The organism is Enterococcus sp. 125944, assembly GCF_051909435.1.
GTDB classification, from domain to species: Bacteria; Bacillota; Bacilli; order Lactobacillales; family Enterococcaceae; genus Enterococcus_D; species Enterococcus_D gallinarum.
In genome coordinates this window covers 204,038-222,351 of sequence record NZ_JBQASY010000002.1, presented here as the reverse complement: position 1 = coordinate 222,351, position 18,314 = coordinate 204,038, and the positions used below count along the sequence as shown (strand labels likewise).

Annotated in this window: 18 protein-coding genes; 1 reads left to right on the top strand and 17 read right to left on the bottom strand. The window is 40.8% G+C overall.

Annotated features, from left to right (window positions below; translation table 11 throughout):
* Positions 1-416: 416 nt before the first annotated feature.
* The 6 genes from ACTFWY_RS03615 to ACTFWY_RS03590 form a co-directional block, all read right to left on the bottom strand.
* Positions 417-851, bottom strand: a complete 435-nt coding sequence (locus ACTFWY_RS03615) for a hypothetical protein (RefSeq protein WP_003126500.1) — start codon at positions 849-851, stop codon at positions 417-419.
* A gap of 18 nt (positions 852-869) precedes the next feature.
* A complete protein-coding gene (dnaI, locus tag ACTFWY_RS03610; RefSeq protein WP_003126498.1) occupies positions 870-1,802 on the bottom strand; it encodes a primosomal protein DnaI in 933 nt (310 codons plus the stop codon).
* A complete protein-coding gene (locus ACTFWY_RS03605; protein WP_167757160.1) occupies positions 1,802-3,163 on the bottom strand; it encodes a replication initiation and membrane attachment family protein in 1,362 nt (453 codons plus the stop codon). Before ACTFWY_RS03605 ends, dnaI begins: the two co-directional genes overlap by 1 nt.
* A gap of 14 nt (positions 3,164-3,177) precedes the next feature.
* Positions 3,178-3,678, bottom strand: coding sequence for a transcriptional regulator NrdR (nrdR, locus tag ACTFWY_RS03600; RefSeq protein ID WP_103299819.1), 501 nt, complete (start codon positions 3,676-3,678; stop codon positions 3,178-3,180).
* A 201-nt stretch (positions 3,679-3,879) separates the two neighbouring features.
* A complete protein-coding gene (locus tag ACTFWY_RS03595; protein WP_138371989.1) occupies positions 3,880-4,521 on the bottom strand; it encodes a FusB/FusC family EF-G-binding protein in 642 nt (213 codons plus the stop codon).
* A gap of 306 nt (positions 4,522-4,827) precedes the next feature.
* Positions 4,828-5,160 (bottom strand): CsbD family protein, encoded by a 333-nt coding sequence (locus ACTFWY_RS03590; RefSeq protein WP_135172123.1) that lies wholly within the window; start codon positions 5,158-5,160, stop codon positions 4,828-4,830.
* Between the two features lie 128 nt (positions 5,161-5,288).
* Here ACTFWY_RS03590 and ACTFWY_RS03585 point away from each other — a divergent pair, with 128 nt between their 5' ends.
* Complete coding sequence (locus ACTFWY_RS03585; RefSeq protein ID WP_003126492.1) at positions 5,289-6,086, top strand: ABC transporter ATP-binding protein; 798 nt, start codon at positions 5,289-5,291, stop codon at positions 6,084-6,086.
* Between the two features lie 140 nt (positions 6,087-6,226).
* Here the strand turns inward: ACTFWY_RS03585 and coaE are convergent, their stop codons facing one another.
* The 11 genes from coaE to ACTFWY_RS03530 all read right to left on the bottom strand — a co-directional run bounded on the left by coaE (position 6,227) and on the right by ACTFWY_RS03530 (position 18,131).
* Complete coding sequence (coaE, locus tag ACTFWY_RS03580) at positions 6,227-6,820, bottom strand: dephospho-CoA kinase (RefSeq protein ID WP_156247466.1); 594 nt, start codon at positions 6,818-6,820, stop codon at positions 6,227-6,229.
* Positions 6,817-7,659 carry a DNA-formamidopyrimidine glycosylase gene (mutM, locus tag ACTFWY_RS03575; RefSeq protein WP_003126490.1) on the bottom strand — a complete coding sequence of 281 codons (843 nt, stop codon included), beginning with the start codon at positions 7,657-7,659 and terminating at the stop codon, positions 6,817-6,819. Before mutM ends, coaE begins: the two co-directional genes overlap by 4 nt.
* Positions 7,660-7,674: 15 nt before the next feature.
* Positions 7,675-10,320: a DNA polymerase I gene (gene polA, locus ACTFWY_RS03570; protein WP_103299812.1), complete on the bottom strand. Its 2,646-nt coding sequence runs from the start codon at positions 10,318-10,320 to the stop codon at positions 7,675-7,677.
* A 126-nt stretch (positions 10,321-10,446) separates the two neighbouring features.
* Positions 10,447-11,139: a Bax inhibitor-1/YccA family protein gene (locus ACTFWY_RS03565; protein ID WP_003126488.1), complete on the bottom strand. Its 693-nt coding sequence runs from the start codon at positions 11,137-11,139 to the stop codon at positions 10,447-10,449.
* Positions 11,120-11,587: a MaoC family dehydratase gene (locus tag ACTFWY_RS03560; protein ID WP_003126486.1), complete on the bottom strand. Its 468-nt coding sequence runs from the start codon at positions 11,585-11,587 to the stop codon at positions 11,120-11,122. The genes ACTFWY_RS03565 and ACTFWY_RS03560 overlap by 20 nt, the downstream gene beginning before the upstream one ends.
* A gap of 269 nt (positions 11,588-11,856) precedes the next feature.
* Positions 11,857-13,191, bottom strand: coding sequence for a UDP-N-acetylmuramate--L-alanine ligase (gene murC / locus ACTFWY_RS03555; RefSeq protein ID WP_003126484.1), 1,335 nt, complete (start codon positions 13,189-13,191; stop codon positions 11,857-11,859).
* Between the two features lie 138 nt (positions 13,192-13,329).
* Positions 13,330-13,770 (bottom strand): SprT family protein, encoded by a 441-nt coding sequence (locus tag ACTFWY_RS03550; protein WP_176333557.1) that lies wholly within the window; start codon positions 13,768-13,770, stop codon positions 13,330-13,332.
* Positions 13,767-15,950, bottom strand: coding sequence for a Tex family protein (locus tag ACTFWY_RS03545; RefSeq protein ID WP_103299807.1), 2,184 nt, complete (start codon positions 15,948-15,950; stop codon positions 13,767-13,769). The genes ACTFWY_RS03550 and ACTFWY_RS03545 overlap by 4 nt, the downstream gene beginning before the upstream one ends.
* Positions 15,951-16,332: 382 nt before the next feature.
* Positions 16,333-17,067: a metallophosphoesterase family protein gene (locus ACTFWY_RS03540; RefSeq protein ID WP_003126481.1), complete on the bottom strand. Its 735-nt coding sequence runs from the start codon at positions 17,065-17,067 to the stop codon at positions 16,333-16,335.
* A 267-nt stretch (positions 17,068-17,334) separates the two neighbouring features.
* Positions 17,335-17,706 carry a VOC family protein gene (locus ACTFWY_RS03535; RefSeq protein WP_311828171.1) on the bottom strand — a complete coding sequence of 124 codons (372 nt, stop codon included), beginning with the start codon at positions 17,704-17,706 and terminating at the stop codon, positions 17,335-17,337.
* A 5-nt stretch (positions 17,707-17,711) separates the two neighbouring features.
* Complete coding sequence (locus ACTFWY_RS03530; RefSeq protein WP_005471385.1) at positions 17,712-18,131, bottom strand: DUF1149 family protein; 420 nt, start codon at positions 18,129-18,131, stop codon at positions 17,712-17,714.
* Positions 18,132-18,314 lie beyond the last annotated feature (183 nt).

The following is an 18,314-nucleotide window of genomic DNA, read 5'->3' as shown; positions in this document are numbered from 1 at the left end:
GTTGCTTTTGCACTTTTCGTAAAGAAAACTTGCATATCTTGCTTTTCAAACCAATCGTTGTGATCCATATGAAGGTTACTGCGCTCCCGTCACCCAGTTGAGTATCAATCGCAGTGATTCATACGATGGTTACTACTCTCTCTTCGGTCGTCTAGTACTGCTCATCATCTGCTCTGTCTTGCTTCGCAAGCCAATCGCAGTGATTCATACGAAGGTTACTACTCTCCCTTCGGTCGTCTAGTACTGCTCATCATCTGCTCTGTCTTGCTTCGCAAGCCAATCGCAGTGATTCATACGAAGGTTACTACTCTCCCTTCGGTCACCTAGTACTGCTCATCATCTGCTCTGTCTTGCTTCGCAAGCCAATCGCAGTGATTCGCAGCAAAACGCGTTGTCCGTTGGGACAACGCGTGGGGTTATTGCACGATTTCAACTGTTTTGATTGAATTTCCTGGAACTTGAGGTGGGATTGACATAGTCATTACTGGCAAGCCTGACAATGTGACTTGGACCGTTGTTCCTTTGGTCAACTCAGAAACTTGACCTTCAAATGATTCTTGCGGTGCGTGTAGGATCACGCCGTCTGTTTGAAAGTTAGGAACAATCGTTTCTTGATCGTCGACTGCTTCGATATCATTTAGAAAAATCTGTATCGTTTCGTTGTCGCCAGCTGTTGCATTTTCTTGAAGAACTCCTGTAAAAATAGTCGTTGCCTCGCTTTCGACAGTGCTATTTGTCGTGCTTTCATCGTTTTTAGTTGTTTCACTCATCGAATCATTATCTGACGGCGAACCGCAGGAAGCTAATAATAAGGTTGTCAAAGCCAAACCTAAAATCGTCAATTTCTTCATAAGAAGTTCTCCTCTCTTCTATATTTCCGAATTCCGGCGATTTTTGCCAGTCATTTGGATCTCTTTTGTCAAGTAACGAATTCGTTCCATGATCCGCTTGGCTTTCAATGGCTCTGATTCTCCACGTTGAGTAACGGATAGATGCTTCTCTAACTCTTGCATGGAAAAGTTGGAGGAAAAGAACGTTGGCAGTTGTTCTTGCATCCGATATTGCAGAATGACACCAAAGACTTCATCACGGATCCAGCTGCTCATGGCATCTGCACCAATATCATCCATCATTAGGATGGGGGCTTTTTTAACTGCATTGAGTTTGTCGCCAACCAAGTCTTTGCCGATTGCTTGTTTCATTTCGACAGCAAATGTCGGGAAGTGAACAAGGGTCGTCGTATAACCTGCTTCCGCAAGGTCCCGGGCAATTGCCCCTAGTAAATAAGTTTTGCCGATCCCAAAACTACCCACCAGATATAATCCTTTGTGAAAAGCCCTTGGATCGTTTTTTAGGTTTTCAATAAACTCGACTGCAGCCATCAAAGCTTCGCCCCGGCCGGGAGTACTTTCATACTGAGCAAAATTGGCCTCTTGAATATCTTTCGGCATATCCATTGCTTTGATGCGACTACGGATCTCTTCTTGTCGTTGATGCGCTAAAAGCTCTTGCGTGGGCACATAAGTGACATCGATAAAATGAAAGTTCAACGCTAGTCGTGGCTCATATCCAGGTGCAATCATCGTAGGGTCATTCAAACGAAACTTTCGTTTTTCTTGAACAAATTCATAGAGTTTCGCATAACTTTTTTGGATATCTGCATCTGTCAGTTCCTCCCGATGTTCTGAAATGAATTCTTTGACATCCGGATCTTTCAATACGTCCCCCATCATTTCTGAGAAACGATCGCGATAGTTTCGTTTGTCTAAAATTTTTGATAGATTCTTCCCAACATCTTCCATTAATTGTCACCTGCTTTCTTTTGCAAGTAGGCTTGCAGTTTTTTGTCAATCTCTGCCTGACGTTCTGGGGATAATGTCGTTTCTTCAACTGGTTTTTCGGCCCAGCTTGGCAGTTTTTCTTCACGAATGATCTTTTTAGACGGGCTTTGCGGCCGTGTGCGTTTTTCTTTTGCTTCTTTAACTAAGTCCCGTACATGCTTGATCGCTTCTTCCGCGGTTTTTACTTGCAATTCAGACCATTGTGCCGCAATGTTATTGACATAACTTGCTGGCAAAGCCGCATTGTTCTGTACCACTAACACATAATGAATAAGAACATTGATCACACTATTGGATAATGGCGAGCGTTCCACTAAGCTTTTTAGCAGCCATTGTTCGGAGTCTGTGACAAAGCTCTTTTTTTCAGCTTTGATTGCTTTCAAGAATGCCATCGGCGCATTATTCTCACTTTCGCGGATCAATGCTAGATCGTTATCACTATACCCATTTTGTTTTAATGTATTAAATCGTCGGATCTCTTCATCTGAAGTGGGATCCACTTTATTTACAGTTTTGGTAAAACGCGTCCGTGCTTTTTGTAAAATCAATTGTTCTAATGCCTTCTGATCGATTTTTCCAGTAGTTAAAGAAACCGAATCTGTCATCAGATCCAACAGCTCCATCACATCATAGCCGTATAATGAATGGTATAGGAGTAGTTTTTGCCGAAAATCTTTATCGAAATTGTCTGCACGGATGTAGCGGCGTTGTGCTTCATAAAGAAGAAAATCCCAATCTAGTTGTTGTTCATCTAACACCAGTCTGCTTTGAGTGTCTTGGAATTTGCCATTGACTTCCTGTAATTCCTCTTCATTGGCTGCAAATTGTTGTGTATCCAAGCGATAAGCATCCATAAAAGAAGCCGTAACTTCTTGATAGCCTTCTGCTTGCCATTTTGCTGGTTGGAACAATGAAACAAGTTGTCGAAACTTTCGCTCGCCAACATGGTTAAGCAATAAGAAACTATAGAGTTCATCTTGAAAGAAATCGCTCGCATGAACTGGCTCTTGCAGGTGATACAAAAATGTGATTCCTAACTCGTCATCTTCTTTTTCAAACGTTTTGAGTAAGCCGATTCCTTCTAACTTATTTCGTGCTTGAATAAAACGCTGTAACCCTACATTCATCGCATTCAAAATATCTAGATGAATAAACTCACTTTCTTGCGGATCCTGCTGATCCGCAGTCAGTGTCAGATAGAGTGCTAAGGCATCACTTTCGATGATTGGCTGATAAAGATGAATCAGCGCATCCTTCCCTTCAGTTGTTAGTGGACGACTTTTGAAGACACGATACAATTGATTTGGTAATATGTTGCCCACCATTCAGGGACCTCCTATTCTTCTTGATTCTCTGCTGTTTCTTGCGGATCACTTGGTTCTTTTGCCTTTTCAACGATGTCCTGCAATTCTTTTAAGAAGACTGACATATCTTTGAATTGGCGGTAGACACTAGCAAACCGAATGTAAGCAATCTCATCTAAGTCGACTAGATCTTCCATGACATATTCGCCAATCATCGTTGTCGAAACTTCATTTTCACCTAGTGCTCGCACACGATTCTCCACATGATCAACAATTTTTTCCATTTGTTCCATTGTAACGGGTCTTTTTTCAGCAGAGCGTATCAACCCTCTTAATATCTTTTCACGATTAAATTCTTCACGAGCGCCATTTTTCTTAATAACTAATAATGGTGCTTCTTCAATTCGTTCAAATGTGGTAAATCGATAACCACAGTTTTCACATTCGCGGCGGCGGCGAATCACGCGACCATCGTCGGCTTGGCGGCTATCAATCACTCGAGAATTGTTATGATGACATTTTGGACATTGCATAGTTCCACCCCGTTCTCTCTTCCGTGTCTCGAATGATGGCGAGACAGCGATGATTTATATGCTTAATTATAACATGAAATTCTTTTATCTAATAGGTAAAGTCTTTCAAGCGAAAGAAATATTACAAATTTTAAATAATGTGACGGGTGTTTTTTTAGCCACAAAAGAATAACGACAGAATCAATTCTGTCGTTCTCCTCCTTATCTCATTTGTAACAGTGACACAAACTCATCCAGAGTTTCCCGTTGTTCCATTTGTTGGTTGCATTGCTCACTGTCGCGACAAATGTAATTTCCTCGTTTGGTGTATGTTCCATCGCCACCACTTTTTGTCAACGATAAAAACATGGAGACAGTAGACTCATGCTGACATAAAGGACAGATTCCTTTTTTTACTTCTGTAGATAAATGACCATAGATTCCTTGGTAGCCTTTTTGAGTATTTACGATCATAAATTTACTTTGACTGCCGATGTCATCCCAAGCCAAATACGTATAATCACGAAGGTCTGTTTGGGAAAAATCAGGTACTTTTAATTTTTTTACTTTACGAAACAGTTTCTCTGTTTGTTTGACTGAAGGCACTTGAAAAGGTCGGACATTCTTTTTTAGTGCTTCAAGAATGGTCAAGCTCTTTGACATCGTCAAAGATGAATCAAAAAATTGACGAATCAGAGACTGTGCTTCTTTGTCCTCCTCAGAAAAAAATGGTTGAATGGCTTCTTTAGTTAACATTTCAACTGTGCGAATCGTATGGCGATCATTAACAGACTGATAAGTCCGAACTAATTGTTGGACTTGATGTTTGATGAAATGAAATTGATAGGGTTCAATGGTGGTCATAATAGATATCGATCCTCTCTTTAATGAAAAAACAAAAGATATTACTGATAAATTCCTCTGACCACAGTCAAGGACAATGCAGAATTCAGCATTTGTTGACCACCTCCTGGACTTCCCTTTTTTTGTGGAAAGTCATTGGCTATTATAGTTTTTCCTTCAGGGGTTGTCAATCATTGTCCGCAGACAGCATTCTTTTCTTGTCAAAGTGGAATTATTGTTACCTTTTAAAACAGGATTTCCTTCTTTTTTATCTATTTATATTGATTGACGAATATGGTTTATCATAAAAAAAACTCCAGATCCTGTCTAGAGTTTTTCTTCGATTCCTGTATAATGTTTCAAATGATCAGCATCCCGTCGTTCGGTTGAAGAGATCTTTGCAGCATCTGTGTCTTCATTTTCGTTTAGCAATCGGTCCCGACCAAGTGTTTCTGATGTTTTATCACCTGGTTGAGCATCTAATTCATCATGCCGATCCTCAATTTCGTCTACCTGTTGTTGACGGTGATCTTTTTTGGCTTTTGCTTCATTTGCCTGTTCTTTTCCTTCTTGTTCCATTTTTTCATTATTGATCCATTCACCAATTTTTTCTTTTGCAGAACCAACAATTACATCTTTTTCGTCTTTCAATGATCCCATGATGATTCCTCCTTTTTTATTAGCATAGCAAGAATTTCTTCGATTGACAAAAGATACGTATGCGCTTCATTTAAAGATATGGTATACTGAATCAAATTTTCAGAATATTCTTTGACAAGGAGCAGTTTATGGACATCTTAAATTTTGAAGACATCCAGTTGGTTCGCAAGCAAACTGTTTTGTTGCAAGACATCAACTGGCAAATTGCTAAAAATCAGCATTGGGCACTTTTAGGATTAAATGGTGCTGGCAAAACACTTTTATTACAACTGATCATTGGGATGATCTGGCCGACTTCTGGCAAACGGCAAGTCCTAGGTCAAGTCTACGGAAAAACATCTGTGCCAGACCTTCAACGCAGAATTGGTTGGATAAGTGCGACCTTGCAAGAGAAGATTCCTGCTCAGGAGCTCTCAGAAATGGTCGTTCTATCGGGAAAATATGCTAGTATCGGTATTTATGAAGACTACCAAATGAAAGACTTGAACCAAGCTATTGCCATTCTTTGTTCAACTGGCGGCAGTCAACTGATTGGCCAGCCATTTCATCAGTTATCTCAAGGGGAACGTCAATTAGTCTTAATCAGCCGCGCTTTGATGGCAAATCCCGAATTGTTGATTTTAGATGAACCTTGTAATGGATTGGATCTTTTTGCTCGAGAAGAATTGCTAAGTCGAATTGGCGAGATGGCGCACAAGGAATCACCTACGTTGATTTATGTGACCCACCATACAGAAGAGATTTTACCGATTTTTGACCATATCATGATGCTGAAAAATGGTAAAATCCACGCTTCTGGCAAGCGCCAGCAAATTTTTAACGAAAAAACGTTATCTGCTTTTTATGGGAAACCTGTTTTTTTTCATGAAGTCACTTCCGATCGTCTGGCAGTTTTACCAAAAAGCAACTCACTAAACAAAAAATGAAACAAAAAAAGAGACAGCGACAACCAAAGCCTCTTTCCAGATATCCTTTCTAACTTCAGTTTCCAGCAAACGACAAAGTAATGCGTCAACTGTTAGCTTTTCAGAAATAAAGGGGGCTCCTTTGTGCCGGTGTCTCTGTCTTAATTCTTTCTTTTAGCAAGCCATTCTTGTACTTGCGTCTTAACTTCTTCAATGGTTCCTTGATTGTCAAAGAGGATATCTGCCCGTTTGCGCTTCTCTTCTATTGGCATTTGACTATTGATACGTTGTTGGGCTTCGATGCTGGTTAAATGGTCTCGCTTCATCAGTCGCTGCAACTGGATCGATTCCGGAAGATAGACCACCGCTACTTGATCTAGCAGGGATTCATAACCAGTTTCGTATAACAAAGGAATATCTACGATCACAAGATCAGCTTTTGCTTTCATGACTTCAATCTGTCGTAGGATTTCTTTACGGATAAAGGGTCCTAATGTGCGGTTCAGCAATTCCCGTTTATTGTCATCCGCAAAAATGATTTTTCCTAATTTTTTCCGAGCTAGTGTCCCATCGGGATTGATGACCTCTGGCCCAAAAACAGTTTCGATTTTTTCAAGCCCTGGCATCCCTGGCTCCACCACTTCGCGAGCAACGATATCAGCATCGATGATTGGGATACCAGCTTCTTCAAAGCACTTGACAACGGTACTCTTGCCAGTAGCAATCCCGCCCGTTACACCTACAACCAAGCTCATCTTTCTGTCCCCGCGTGTAATTGCTGGCAGAATGGACAATAGTGGGTCCCTCGTTGTGCAACTTTTGTTTTTACGATCGGGGTACCACAGCGGACACAAGGATTGCCGGTTTGACCATAAACGTGTAGAGAGACTTGGAAATGCCCCGCTTCGCCTAACGCATTCAAATAGGTCCGAATCGTTGTGCCTCCTGCCTCCACTGCTCGGGCTAAGACATCAATGATCGCCCGATGCAACAAGTTAATTTCGGCTTCATTCAGTGTCGCTGCCGATTGCTCGGGATGAATCTTTGCTTCCCATAAAGCCTCATCCACATAGATATTGCCTAAACCTGTCACAAGCTTTTGATCTAAAAGCAGCGGCTTGATGGCTTTTTTTGATTTCTTTAGGTCACGAGTAAAGTCTGTCAACAGAAACAGTTCCGGCAATGGTTCCGGCCCCAACTGCATGATTCCTTTATACGTACTGCTCTGGTCTTTTTCAACTAAAGTCATACGTCCAAATTTTCGCACGTCCCGATAATGCAATTCACTGCCATCAGTGAATTGAAAAATCACATGCGTGTGTTTGTCCGGCACCCCTTCTTTTTCAAAAAATTCATACTTGCCTTCCATGCGTAAATGGGAAATCAGATCATAATCGGTCAATTTGAAAATCAAGAATTTGCCTCGACGATCAAAAGCTTGAAATTGTTGTCCTTTTAGCATCGCTGCAAAAATCGGTACTTCTGGAGATTCAATGATCCGGGGCCAACGAATCTCCATTTCTTTGATCGTTTTATTTAAAATCAGTTTCTCTAGTCCTCTGCGAACTGTTTCCACTTCTGGTAATTCCGGCACAACATCTCACCTCATTTATTTTGCTTCATACCACGTTTTGCCCCAGTTACTATCTGTCAACAATGGCACATGCAGTGAAACAGCATTTTCCATGACTTCTTTGACAAGAGCATCTAAGCGTTCTAATTCATCTTCTGGTACTTCGAAGACAAGTTCATCGTGGACTTGTAAAAGCATCGTTGCTTGTAATTTTTCATCCTTTAGACGACGATCCAAATCAATCATGGCAATTTTCAAAATATCTGCGGCACTGCCTTGGATCGGTGTATTGATTGCTGTACGTTCCGCGAATGTCCGCAAATTAAAATTGCGGGAATTGATATCTGGTAAATAGCGACGACGATGATACAATGTTTCCACATAGCCTTTGTCTTTCGCTTCACGGACAACTTCTTCCATATAAGTTTTGACCCCTGGATATTTTTCAAAGTAGGTATCAATATATTGCTGCGCCGCTTTGCGAGTGATCCCAAGATTTTGGGAGAGTCCATAATCAGAGATACCATAAACGATCCCAAAGTTGACCGCTTTTGCTTGACGTCGCATGTTTGGTGTAACTTCTTCTGGAGTGGAGATCCCAAAGACTCGCATAGCGGTACTTGAATGAATATCTTGTCCTTCTACAAAGGCCGCTTTTAAATGCTCATCATTCGAGATATGGGCTAAAACCCGCAGCTCGATCTGAGAATAATCCGAAGAATAAATGACCCAATCTTTGGCTCTTGGAACAAAGGCTTCTCGAATTTTCCGCCCTTCTTCTAATCGGATTGGGATATTCTGCAGATTTGGATCAACGGAACTCAAACGTCCAGTTTGTGTTAAAGTCTGCACGTAACGGGTATGGACTTTGCCATCTCCTTGAATCACTTTAAGCAGTCCTTCCACATAGGTGGATTGGATTTTGGCAATTTGACGATAGATCAAAATGTCTTCGACGATCGGTGCCTGTTCCTTCAACTGTTCCAAAACATCCACTGCCGTTGAATAGCCAGTCTTAGTTTTCTTGATCACTGGCAGCCCCATTTTTTCAAATAAAATCACGCCTAATTGTTTTGGCGAATTTAAATTGAATTCTTCGCCAGCTTCTTGATAAATCTTTTGTTCGATTTCATGCAAACGTTCTGCAAATTCGCCCTTCATCTGATGCAAACGAGAAGCGTCCACGCGAATCCCAGTGATTTCCATCTCTGCTAAAATTTTTGATAATGGCAATTCCATATCAGTAAAGAGTGCAGTCTGATTTTTCTCTGCTAGCTCTTTCGCCAAACGGACAGAAAGGTAGTTGATCGCCGCAACTTTTCGAGCTAAATGAGCGAAAAAGACTTCTTCATCTGCCGGTAGTCCTCGTTTCGCACCTTTGCCATAGATAGCTTCGTCCGATTGAATCGCATCAAATCCATAATGCTTAGCAACACCTGCAATATCATTATTTGAATCATTGGTATCTAGCAAGTAAGCAGCTAATAATGTATCAAAGACAATCCCTTGTGGTGCAGTCGCATAACGATTCAGCGCCACATACGTTCGTTTTGCATCATAGACTTTCTTCTGTGAAGAGGCATTTTTTAGCCAAGCAATAAAATACTCATTTTCAAAGAGATCATCTTGATTGGTCACATAAATTTTTTGCTGATTCCCCCAAGCGACACCAACGATATCTTCTAAATGATAGTTATCGCCCAGCATCTCGATATAAAGAGCCATATCCTCAGTAAACATTTCCGGAGTGACCTCTGTTACAACGTCAAAAAGAATATCTTCCATTTCTTCCGGTTCAGTCACCACATTTAATTTTTCCAAGAAAGAATTGAAGTTCATTTCTTGATAGAATGGAATCAATTTATCCAGATCTTTTCCTTCGTACTTCAATGAATCAATGGCCACATCCACTGGCGCATCCACATCGATCGTTGCCAATTTTTTTGACAAAAAGGCTGTCTCTTTATCATTGAGCAAGTTTTCTTTCATCTTGCTTGGTTTCATCTCATCGATATGCTCGTAGATTCCTTCAACTGAACCATATTCTTTCAAAAGTTTGATGGCCGTCTTTTCACCGATTTTTGTGACACCGGGAATGTTGTCAGAGGCATCTCCAGCTAATCCTTTCATGTCAATGATCTGTAATGGCGCTAAACCATCATATTTTTCTGCAACATGTTCTGGCGTATAACTTTCGATCTCGCTGACACCCTTTACTGTGATATCAACCTTCACATGGTCGGTAGCCAACTGGGTCAAATCGCGATCTCCAGATAGTACCACAACATCAAATTGCTCTTTGTCAACTTTTTGTGCCAATGTGCCGATAATATCATCCGCTTCATAATTGTCCAGTTCATAATACTGAACACCTAAAGCGGTGATCAATTCGCGAATATAGGGCATTTGTTCCTTGAATTCTCCAGGCGTTTTTGAACGGCCGCCTTTATATTCCTCATACATCGCAGTCCGAAAAGTTGTTTTGCCCGCGTCGAAAGCCACCAGGACATGAGTTGGCTGTTCTTTTGCCATTACATTTTCAAACATGGTGTGAAAAGCGTAAATCGCATTGGTATGCAAACCATTGTTGTTTTTAAAACGTTCCAATGAATTGTGCAGTGCAAAAAAAGCCCGAAATGCGACACTATTTCCGTCAACTAGCAATAATTTATTTTTTGTCATTTGAATAACTCCTCACCTCAAAAGTTCTCTCTTATTCTATCAAAGAAATCCATGAAAAGCGATGGATTGCCTTTGTTCGATTAAGCCAATTGCAAAAAAAAATGCGAGTTTCCTCGCATTTCCTCATTAGTTGTTTTTACCAAAGATTCGCAAAATCGCTAAGAACAAGTTGATAAAGTCAAGATACAACTGTAATGCCATGAAGACAGCCATTCCAGTATTTGCTTGGCCATTCGTTGCTTGGTATAGATTACGGATCTGTTGGTTGTCATAGGCAGTGATTCCCATAAAGACAAATACTGTCACGATTGACAAGAAAAAGTCAACTGGACCACTATGCAAAATAAACACATTCAGCAATGTCGAAATGATGATCCCGATCAATATGCCGTAGCCGATTCGTCCCACAACACTTAAATCACGTTTTGTCATGATACCAAATGCTGACATTACGCCGAAAGTGATCGCTGCGGAAACAAATGCACCTGCGATCGATCCGAAGTCATAATACATTAGTGTAACTGACAGCGTCACCCCATTTAAAAGGGAGTAAACCAGATATCCTGCTATGGTCAGCGAAGGATTCTTTTGCGCTTTTGCGCCTAATACCAAGACCAAAATAATTTGAAGGATCCATAACCCTGTAAAGCCTAGTGGAAAATTACGGATAAAATTCATTGTTTGTTCTGCAAATACTTGTCCGAAAAAGTAGGCAGACACTGCGCTGATTCCTAGTCCTACAGCAAAAAATAGATAGACTTTGGAATAAAAACGATTGAGCCCTTGGGCATTAACTACTTCATTGTTCATTTTCTTCACCTTCCTCTACGATTTTTGGAGGTTGGACCATCACTACTGCATCCAACACACGATCTTCTTGCGTATTGACAGCTTCAACAGAGATCGTCACTACGTCTTTCATCTTATCGACTTTGATCACTTCGAAATCGAAGGTCAACGTCTCATAATGAAAAACAGGTTCAATAAAGTTCACCGAAAAATTCACCACATGAGAACCTGGTCCTGGCAAATGTTTAGAAATCGCACTTGTAATAATCCCCATCAACATTACCGAAGGCACGATTGGCCGTTGGTATTCTGTTTTTTGGGTATAGTCATGCTGAATATAAAGCGGATTGGCATCATTTGTCAAACCGAGATACAACAAAAGCTGACTGTCTTCGATCGATTCTGTTAAAGATAACGAATCGCCTTCCTCGATTTCATCAATTTTCTTACCTAATTTTCGCGGTTTACCAATGTTCAAATTTATTTCCTCCAAAATAAATAATTTTACTCTGATTTCATTTTATCAGATGCAGATAAAAGTGCAAGTTCGTGGTGCGATGTCCCAAAAAAGCAAAAACGGGGCGCTGACTTTTGTCAAATCGATGCGAGCAATAGCAACGAAGGCTAAATAGTAGGTCTCACTGGTTGATTTTGTATCATAGTTCTGTTGACAGCCAGTGCAATTGAGATACCATTTGTTTCGTTGATCTGCTCGGGTGATTTGATTTGGTCATCGCTCCGTATTTTTTATAACACGTTTCGAGTCGTATTACTCAACAACTTTTCATAGGCTGATTCAAACTTTTGTACGTCCCCAGCACCCATGAAAATGATCACAGCATCTTGATGATCCAATAATGGTGAAACATTCTCTTCTTTGATCACTTGTCCACCCTTTTGAATCTTGTTCCCAAGATCTTCAATTTTCACATCGCCGCGAGATTCCCGAGCCGAGCCAAAGATATCGCATAGATAAACGCTATCGGCTAGATCCAATGCCTCTGCGAATTCGTCCATCAATGCAATCGTTCGGGTAAAGGTATGGGGTTGGAAAACAGCGATAATTTCTTTTTCAGGGTATTTTTGGCGTGCGCCGTCAATTGTTGCTCTGATTTCTGCCGGATGATGAGCATAATCATCAACGATTGTCATATCAGCGACTTTCTTCTCACTGAAACGACGTTTAACACCAGGAAATGACAACATTTCTTCCGCAACTTCTGTCATATCCAGCCCTTCTTTATAGGCTACTGCAATGACCCCTAAAGCGTTGTTGATATTATGTTGGCCAAATGCCGGTAACACGAAGTGACCGATGTTTTCGTTATGGATATAGACATCGAACTCAGAACCTGTCGTTGTACGCTGAATGTTTTTTGCTTGTACATCATCATCATCATTCACACCATAATAATAGATCGGTACATCTGCTTCTAATTTTCTTAAATAGGCATCGTCACCAAACGCAAAGATTCCTTTTTTGACTTGCTTGGCCATCGATTGAAAAGCTGAGAAAACATCGTCGATCGATTGATAATAATCAGGGTGATCAAAATCGATATTCGTCATGATCGCATAATCTGGAGAATACGCTAAAAAGTGACGACGATATTCACAGGCTTCAAATGAGAAGAACTCTGCGTTAGGGTCTCCATGACCTGTTCCATCGCCAATCAGAAAACTAGTTGGACGAACACCGCTCAACACATGGGACAATAGACCTGTCGTACTGGTTTTACCATGAGAACCAGTGACTGCAATACTTGTGTAAGGTTGAATGAATTTACCAATAAAATCATGGTAACGCGTAATTTCTAACCCTAATTCCTTCGCACGAAGGATTTCTTCGTGGGTATCCGGAAAGGCATTTCCTTGGATAATCACCATTTCTGGCTGAATATTCTCTTTATCGAAAGGCAGTAATGTGATTCCGGCTTTTTCCAGATCACGCTGTGTAAAGAAGTACTCTTCCACATCTGAACCTTGTACATGATAGCCCTTTTCATGCAGAACCAAAGCCAATGAACTCATGCCGGAACCTTTGATTCCAACAAAATGATATACTTTGTCTTGATTTTCCATTTTTTAAAATCCTCTTTTCTCAAGTTCACATTACAATAAACGCATGTTTATTAACATTTAGATTTGTTGCACGTCCTACATTATCATACAAAATGAAAAAAATAGCAACGAGTTTTGTTTTTGGGCTTGACTTTTTGCTCAAATCGCTATTTCTTTCAAGCGTCCGCGGCACTTTCCACAGCCAAAACGTTTAGTGTTCAGCCTTCTCGTTCGCTTGATCACAGCTCCACATTGTTGACACTGGTACTGATGCTTCGCATTTTTCATCATACTTGGGGCATAACGAAGTCCACCAGTAGCTGCCAAAAGAGCTTTGAATTCTGGATCTCGGTGTCGGTAGCCTTTGCCAGCTAAATGCAGATGATAGTGACACAACTCATGCTTGATGATTTGAATGAATGTATCTACACCAAATTCAGCTAATAAATGCGGATTGAAATCTAAATGATGATCGCTTAAGTGATAACGTCCACCGGTGGTCTTTAGCCGCCCATTGAAATACGCCTCATGTTGAAATGGTTTGCCAAACGATTCTAGAGAAACTTTTTCAACGAGCTGCTGCAATTCTTTGGTGGTCATTTTCCGTGTGTTGGATCAACCATTGTCAGGCTGATTCGGCCTTTCGTGGTATCGACTTGTTCAATCCAGACAGTAACGATATCTCCGACAGCGACAACGTCTTTCGGATGCTTGACAAAATTTCGGCTTAATTTTGATAAATGAACCAAACCATCTTGTTTGACACCAATATCAACAAACGCACCAAAGTCAATCACATTCCGGACAGTTCCCATCAATTCCATTCCTGGTTTAAGGTCTTCCATGCTCAGGACATCTTTACGCAATAATGGTGCCGGCATCTCATCTCGCATATCTCTTCCAGGTTGCATCAGTGATTTCAAGATATCTGTGATCGTTTCTTTTCCGATCGCTAGTTGTTTAGAAAGATCAGCAACATTTAACTGTGCAAGTCGTTCTTTGGCTTCTGCTGATTGGGCTCCTAGTTGAGTTAGTTTAACTCCAGCAACTTCTAAAATTTCTTTGGCTGCAGTATAACTTTCCGGATGGATTCCAGTGTTGTCTAAAATATTCTTCCCACCAGGGATCCGCAAAAATCCAATCGCTTGTTCATAAGCTTTAGGTCCTAAACGAGGCACCTTTTTTAATTGGCTTCTTTGCGTGAAGCTACCGTTTTCTTCTCTGTAAGCAACAATATTTTGTGCAGTCGTTTTATTCAATCCTGAGACATGCTGCAGCAGTTGAGGACTAGCAGTATTGACATCGACCCCTACTTGGTTGACGGCAGTTTCGACCACAAAATCAAGTTGGTCACTCAATCGTTTTTGTGAAACATCGTGCTGGTATTGACCAACCCCTACAGATTGAGGATCGATTTTGACCAGTTCAGCTAAAGGATCTTGGAGTCGACGCCCGATACTAATGGCGCTGCGTTCTTCCACTTGTAGATCCGGAAATTCTTGACGGGCGATTGGGCTGGCGGAATACACGGATGCACCCGCTTCATTCACAATCACATAAAATGCTTCATGATCGATTTGTTTCAATTGTTCGGCAACGAATTGTTCTGATTCACGACTTGCCGTCCCATTCCCAATAGCGATCATTTGGACACCGTATCGATTGATCAAACGTTGCAGTGCTGGACCAGCTGCTTGGCGTTTATTCATCGGTGCCGGTTTATGAGGGTAAATAACTTCGATGGCTAATACTTTCCCAGTTTCATCAATCACAGCTAATTTACAACCTGTTCGGTAAGCCGGGTCAAACCCTAAGACGATTTTTCCTTTTAAAGGTGGCTGCAGCAAAAGATTTCGCAAGTTTTCACCGAAGATGGCAATTGCTTGTTCATCTGCTTTCTCTGTTAATTCATTGCGGATTTCCCGCTCAATCGATGGTGCAATGAATCGTTTATAAGCATCAAGATAAGCCTCACGAACAAATGGAGTTGCTGGTGAATTGGCGTGCTTAATGAGTTGCCGTTCAAAATAATCAGTGATTTTTGACTCATCGACGACTAAGGCAACCTTTAAAACATCTTCTTTTTCACCGCGATTCGTTGCCAAAATACGATGAGAAACCATTTTATTGATGGGGTGCTGAAAATCGTAATACATTTCATAAACACCTTTCTCATCCTTTTCAGCATCGCGAAGTGTACTCGTGTAACTTCCCTTATTTGCAAAATAACTTCTGATCCAAGAACGATAGATCGGCTCATCTCCAATGGTTTCAGCAATGATCTCGTGGGCACCTTGTAACGCAGATTCAGGGTCAGGGATGGCTTCATTGGTAAATTCTGCCGCTTTTGCATAGACATCTCCTGTTGTTGGAAATGCCGCTATCCAGTCAGCTAACGGCTGCAAGCCATTTTCTTTTGCAATAGTTGCTTTCGTACGCCGTTTTTGTTTGTAAGGACGATAAAGATCTTCGACCTGCTGCATTTTTGTTGCTTGCTGAATCGATTGCGCCAATTCACTAGTCAATTTTCCTTGTTCGTCGATCAACCGAGCAACTTCTTGCTTGCGTTTTTCCAAATTCTCCAGATATTGATAGCGCTCTTCAATTTCACGAATTTGTACCTCATCTAAACCGCTAGTCATTTCTTTGCGGTAGCGAGCGATAAACGGAACGGTGTTTCCTTCATGGAGCAGTTCCAGTACTTTCGTGATTTGTCGTTGATTGTAAGATGTGGTTTCCTGCATTAGTAAGTGCAACACATCATGATTTAATTCTGCCATATTCGTTCACCTTTCAATTTAACTGCTCTAAGTTTAACATAAAAAGTTTAACATAAAAAAGACACCTCAGAAAAGAGACGTAAGTAACAGGCTAAAAACAGAACATACAGAACATGAGGTGCGAAATTAAAGCTCAAGGTATAAACCAGCAAAAAACACTTCCGCTGAATCATCAGCAGGAAGTGTCATCTACATTCAAAATCTTTCTTCAACGTCCTCGAAAGCCTTAGTTATTACCAAGCATGGATGTTTCCTTTTTACTATGCGGATCCATCTTAACTAATCTGTTTGGAAATAGTTTGTATACCCTATCTTTTTCCAAGGACCTTTAGACCCAATAGTCATAATGACACATAGATTCCTCTATGATTAGAAAAGTTTTTTAAAAGTCTGGATGCCAAGGGCCGGTTAAATTTTGGTATTCAATATCTTGTACAATGCCGTCTTCATCAAAAATCACGCCGTGAACGGAACCACCAAAAACAGCCCCTCCATCAATGCCAATCTTATTATCATGAAACCATAAATCCGTTGTTTCCATGTCACCATGAAGCATGGGTGTGATGGTATGTCCAAAGACGATTGTTTTTCCCGTATGATTTTCTCCAGTATGAAATGGCTCTCGGATCCAGATAAAATCGTGGTCAGAAGTATCCTGCCAATGCTTCTTGGTCAAATCAACACCAGCATGAACAAAAAGATATTTTTGCCATTCATAAGAAAGCGGCCTTGCCATCAAAAACGCCACTAAGTCACGGTAGCGACTCCGGATCATTAATGCAATCTCAGTTGGCGAGTACTCTTCTGTTGCTCCCGGATGTAAAAGACTTTCCATCGTCTCCTTGCCTCCATTGCGGACATAAGCGGAATACCAGTCTTCTGGTGCGTTCAAAAATTGCAGAAAATATTCTTCATGGTTCCCGCGCAAATAAATCGCTCCTGTCTCTTCCACCAATTGTTTACCCAACAAGAGACACTCTTTACTTCGTGGCCCTCGATCATTCAAGTCCCCAATCAGAACAAGCTGATGCAGTGATGGATCGTAATCCAATAAAAGTTTTTTAAAAAGATCATACATCCCGTGGATATCACTAATGACGTAAATGAGTTTTTTCATTTGGGTTCATCCCCTTCTTTAAATTATTATAAAAAAGCCAGCGAAACTTTACAACTGTTAGCCCTTTCCTTATAATAAAACCAACTAAAGGAGCGAGAAGATGAATTGGCTGCATCAACAATGGATCCATTTTAAAAAAGACATGCGAGAAGCTTTTGATACAGGAGCTATCGCTGCACATGGTAAGAAATAGTTTGAATTTTGATTGTTAATTGATTGAATCAAAAAAAGAGAATTCTCCAGTTAAGTACTGGGAATTCTCTTTTTTTATTTTCCAGAAACAGCAAAGTAATTACCATCTGGATCTGCAAAATTAAAGACCATTCGTTCTTCCATCTGGATCAGGTCGCCAACTTCTACATTTGTATCTAGTAATTTCTTGTAAAGCGTTGTGATATCTTCTGAAAAAAACATGATCGATGGTGAGTTCAATGCTACTTCAGGAGAATGGGCGCCAATAAAGCCTTTATCATAAAGCACAAAACGAGCATCTGATTCTCTGCTTGGTGCTATTTCAACGACAGAAGTCCCATCTGCCGTTTGCTCATCAATGATTTCAAATCCCAATGATTGCCAAAACGCAACGGATTTGGGCACGTCCTCTACATATAACATGATCTGCATTTGATTCGCAAACATATCTCTCACTCCTCTGTTGTTGATGATTCTGATGTTTCTGAGGCTTCATTTGACGTATTGAAATTCAATTGCAGACCTGGTTTGTCGGTAATGATTTCTGTTACTTCATAGGTTAAGCGTTTGATAATATCAAACAGCGGCTCCACTAAGCGGTCTGTCTCCGCTTTGCTTAAGTCTTCACCTGAACGGACTTGCCGGTTCAAGATGTGATTGACCTGCCCTACCCGACCGGACAGCACATATTCAGGAAAAACGAGTTGAAATTCCAAGCGGGCGCCAATAATGCTATTTTGTTTCATATACTCTTCATCTTGTACCTTCAACGGGGCAAAGCCAACATTCAATTTGGTTTCCATTTCTTTGTCTTTAGGCTTCATATCGAAATGATAAGCTTCGACGATTGGTTGTTGTCGTTTGATTTCCACAGTCTTCACACTCCTTGATTAAAAGTATAGCATACCGATGACATCCAGCCTACCTTCATTAAAAAAATCCAGACAAAAAGAAGCAAGATCTCCTCCATGCTAGAAAACTTGTTCCGTCGTTACAATTGGATCGTTAGGATACAATCGTGACTTGATAAATTGTTTTTCTATTTGATGGGTTCT